6 protein-coding genes are annotated in these 3443 nt (G+C 70.1%); 2 read left to right on the top strand and 4 right to left on the bottom strand.

Going from position 1 to position 3443, the window contains the following annotated elements:
- From VFX99_RS07690 to VFX99_RS07680, 3 genes are all read right to left on the bottom strand, one after another.
- A partial coding sequence (locus VFX99_RS07690) for a hypothetical protein (RefSeq protein WP_329665710.1) occupies positions 1-370 on the bottom strand: 370 nt, incomplete at its 3' end.
- On the bottom strand, positions 367-771 hold the full coding sequence (locus VFX99_RS07685) for a hypothetical protein (RefSeq protein ID WP_329665709.1): 405 nt from the start codon (positions 769-771) through the stop codon (positions 367-369). The genes VFX99_RS07690 and VFX99_RS07685, both read right to left, overlap by 4 nt.
- A 12-nt stretch (positions 772-783) precedes the next feature.
- Positions 784-1659, bottom strand: a complete 876-nt coding sequence (locus VFX99_RS07680; protein ID WP_329665708.1) for a class I SAM-dependent methyltransferase — start codon at positions 1657-1659, stop codon at positions 784-786.
- A 185-nt stretch (positions 1660-1844) separates the two neighbouring features.
- On the opposite strand from VFX99_RS07680, the gene VFX99_RS07675 reads away from it, so the two are divergent.
- Positions 1845-2120, top strand: a complete 276-nt coding sequence (locus VFX99_RS07675; RefSeq protein ID WP_329665707.1) for a hypothetical protein — start codon at positions 1845-1847, stop codon at positions 2118-2120.
- Between the two features lie 55 nt (positions 2121-2175).
- Here the strand turns inward: VFX99_RS07675 and VFX99_RS07670 are convergent, their stop codons facing one another.
- Positions 2176-2871, bottom strand: a complete 696-nt coding sequence (locus VFX99_RS07670; RefSeq protein WP_329665706.1) for a matrixin family metalloprotease — start codon at positions 2869-2871, stop codon at positions 2176-2178.
- A 125-nt stretch (positions 2872-2996) separates the two neighbouring features.
- Between VFX99_RS07670 and VFX99_RS07665 the strand changes: the two genes are divergently transcribed.
- Positions 2997-3443 (top strand): beta-galactosidase (locus tag VFX99_RS07665; RefSeq protein WP_329665705.1); only part of this gene is annotated, 447 nt, incomplete at its 3' end.

Genomic DNA, 3443 nt, shown 5'->3' with positions numbered 1-3443 from the left:
GGCCGAGGCCGCCCGGACCCGCCGCGCCGCGGCGCGACACACGCCAGGCCAGCACGGCGGCGATGAGCGTGAGAAGGAGACCGCCGTCGGCGACGCCGTAGCCGATGCCGATCCAAGCGAGGTCGTCTTGCACGCCCTCCTCCGAGGCGATCCACTCGGCGCCCCCGCGCATCAGGAGGTAGGCAGGGATCACGCCGAGCAGCAGCGTGCGGAACGCGAGCCGTGTGAGCACCTCGACGCCGTCGCCGGTGCGCAGCGCGACGGCCATCGTCGCCACCACGACCACGAGCGCACCGACGAGCAGCATCGCCCCCGCCACGTGCAGGAACAGCGGGAAGTCCCAGGGATCGGGGCGAATCGCGGCGGTCACGCCCACGGCTTGAAGATCATGTCGAGGAGGAGCAGGAGCGTGGCGAGCGCCATGACCGCCACCAGCACTCGCGAGCTGTCGATGGTCTGGACGGGCCCGCCCTCACGCACGCCGGCGCCGAGCCGGCCTCCAGCGCCCGAGCCGATGAACCACAGCACGACCGCGGCGATGATCCAGCCGTCCCACAGCTCATAGCCGTCGACCTCGAGCGCGAGCCAGACGCCGAACACGATCACGCCGAGCCCTCCGGCATTCCACAGCGCGGCCGCGGTCGGGCCGAGCGAACGCGACACGATTGCGTCGCCGCGGCCGTACACGATCACGCCGTACGCAACGAGCCCGGCGACGAGCAGGAACGCCGCGAGCAGGTGGAGGAACAGCAGCCACTCGTACAGGCTCATGGTCGCGGCACGTTATCCCGGAGCGAGGGCGCGTACGGACCAGGTCGAGGAGCCGGCGTAGACGGCATCGTCGCGGACCATGTCGGCCATGCCCTCGAGCAACGCCGCGCGGACCTCAGGGCGGATCTCGGCGGCCCGATCGCCCCACAGCCGCAAGACCTCGCCGGCCGGACCGATCGACATGACGAGGTCCACCGCATGCTCCAGGTCGTCCCCCACCTTGATCACGAGATCCTGGCGCTTGAGCTCGAGGCGCTCGAATCCCGCATGCTTCAAGATGTCGGTGACGGTGTCCGCGTTCGCCATCGAGAACGGACCCGGCCCGCAGGTCGGCTCCTCGTACTCCTCCGGGCGCTCGAGGAACTGCGCGACGATCGTCTCGGCGCGGTGCAGCCACTCGTTGTCGAGCTTGCGTCGCCAGACCACGATGTTCAGGCGCCCGCCGGGCCGCAAGGCCGCGCGCACATTGCGAAGCGCCGCCACGGGATTCGCGAAGAACATCGTCCCGAACCGGGCGAACGCATAGTCGTACGTGTCGGCGAACTGCGCGATTTGCACATCAGCGACCTCGAAGCTCACGTTCGGCACGCTCGCCCGCGCTGCCTCCTCCCGCGCGCCGGCGATCATCCGCTCCGCGACGTCGACGCCATGGGCGTGTCCCTCCCGACCGACCAGCTCGGCGAGCTGGACGGTTGAGTCGCCGAGCCCGCAGCCGATGTCGAGCACGCGGTCACCCGGCTCGGGACGGTGGTCCTCGAGCGCTGCGTCACCATGCGCCCTCGCGTTCGAGACGACGACCGCCTGGAAGCCCTGCCAGACGTCGAACAGCGGGCCGTTCCAGGCCTCTGTCGCCTCGAGGTTCTCAGGCGCGACTCCGGCCTCGGTCATACAGGACGCACTCTAATCACCAGGCGCCAGCGCCCGTGCGGTTAGGCTGCGGGCAATGCTCGCTGATCGCTTCCGCGCCGCCGTCGAACACCGCGACCCCGAGCAGGCTCGCGAGCTGTTCCACGAGCACGCGGCCTTCCGGAGCCCGGTGGTGTCCCAAGCCGTACGAGGGCCGGGATCAAGTCATGAAGGTCCTCCGAGCGGCCGACCAGGTGCTCGCCAGCAGCGGCAGCTTCCGCTACGTGCTCCAGCTCGAAGACGCCGACGATCGCGTCGCGATCCTGGAGTTCTCGACCGAGATCGACGGGAAGCAGATCGAGGGGATCGACAAGCTCACGTTCGACGAGGACGGCCTGATCACCGAGCTCAAGGTGATGATCCGCCCGGCCTCGGCTCTCCAACTCGTCGGGGCGAGGATGGCCCAGGAGTTCTCGAGGGTCGGTCTGGCCCTCCCGAGCTGACGTGCCATCAGCTCCGGGCGGGGCAGCCGAGCGGCTGCCCCTCACGGCGAGGTCCTCAGTCGCAGGCCACCGTGGGCTGCGTCGGCGGATACGGGTCGACGCCTTCGAGCGCCCACGCGAACACCGTCGCGATGCCCTCGAGGTCGCACTCCGACAGCGTCGGCACGATTCCGTTGCTCCAGTGCCAGCCGTAGCCCATGAGATCGGTCGATTCGGTCAGCGGCAGGGCGTGCCCGAGGCCGAGCGCGTGGCCGAGCTCATGCATCGTCACGTAGTAGAGGTACTGCGGTGGGTAGGTGAACCCGTCCGGCTGCGGCAGATCGGAGCGCACGATGACGTTCGGACACGAGTTCGCTCCGCAGACCGCGTAGCCGCCGAACTGCGTCCCGCCCGCCGTGGGGTTGTAATGCAGCACGATGTCGGCCTTGTGCTTGGCCGTGCTCTGGCCGGTCACGTCGGTGAGCGTGATCAGCCCGTCGAACTCCTGCCGCAGCGCGTCGTCCCAGTCGGCGATCGCCTGATGCACCGCGGCCAGCGATGCCTCGTCGACCTTCGGATGCGCCTGCACCGCCACCGTCAGGTCGGTGTGGTCCCACCAGTAGCCGGGGGAGTTGTACGCGCCGTGCAGGATCAGGACGCTGTCCGTGTCCGGCGGCGTCGGCGCGGGCCGTAGCGGCGTGACGGCCTCCGCGGCGGGTGCCGTGACCGCGGCCACGAGCATCGCGAGCAGAACCAAGAGCACCTTCTTCATGCCCAGCCTCCCTCTCGAGGTTCCGACGGGCTCCACGTGCCCCGGGCCGGAACGCCCCACACGACCGCGTCGGCGAACGGACCAGCACGGTCATGGTTCCTGCTGAGCTGCCGATCCAAAGGGGGATGGGATCCCGGATCGCAGCCGTCGCACTCGCCGCCTTGACTCTCGCGACGGTGATGGCGGCTCCCGCCAACGCCGCGCGTGGCATGGAGATCGGCCTCCAGGACGACGCGCACTTCCTCGACGAGGATGCGCTGGTCCGCGGCGCGGCGTTGGCGCACGCTCGGTCGCTGCGTGCCTCGTCGCTGCGCGCGAACGTCCCGTGGGCGTCGGTCGTGAGCAACCCGGCCGCGGTGACCGCGCCAGCCGCCGTGAGCTTCGACTTCTCCCGCTTCGACCGCCTCATCGACGAGGCCGCCGCTCATGGCATCCGCGTGCAGCTGACGCTGACGGGCGACGCGCCGGCGTGGGCGACGCGCGACCGCAGGATCTCCGACGACCATCCTGACCCGAAGCGCTTCGCGGAGTTCGCCGCGGCCGCCGCTTCGCACTTCAACGGGCGCGTGCGC

The organism is Microbacterium sp., from assembly GCF_036277215.1.
In the GTDB taxonomy this organism is placed as follows: domain Bacteria; phylum Actinomycetota; class Actinomycetes; order Actinomycetales; family Microbacteriaceae; genus Microbacterium.
This window is presented reverse-complemented; position numbering and strand designations above follow the sequence as displayed.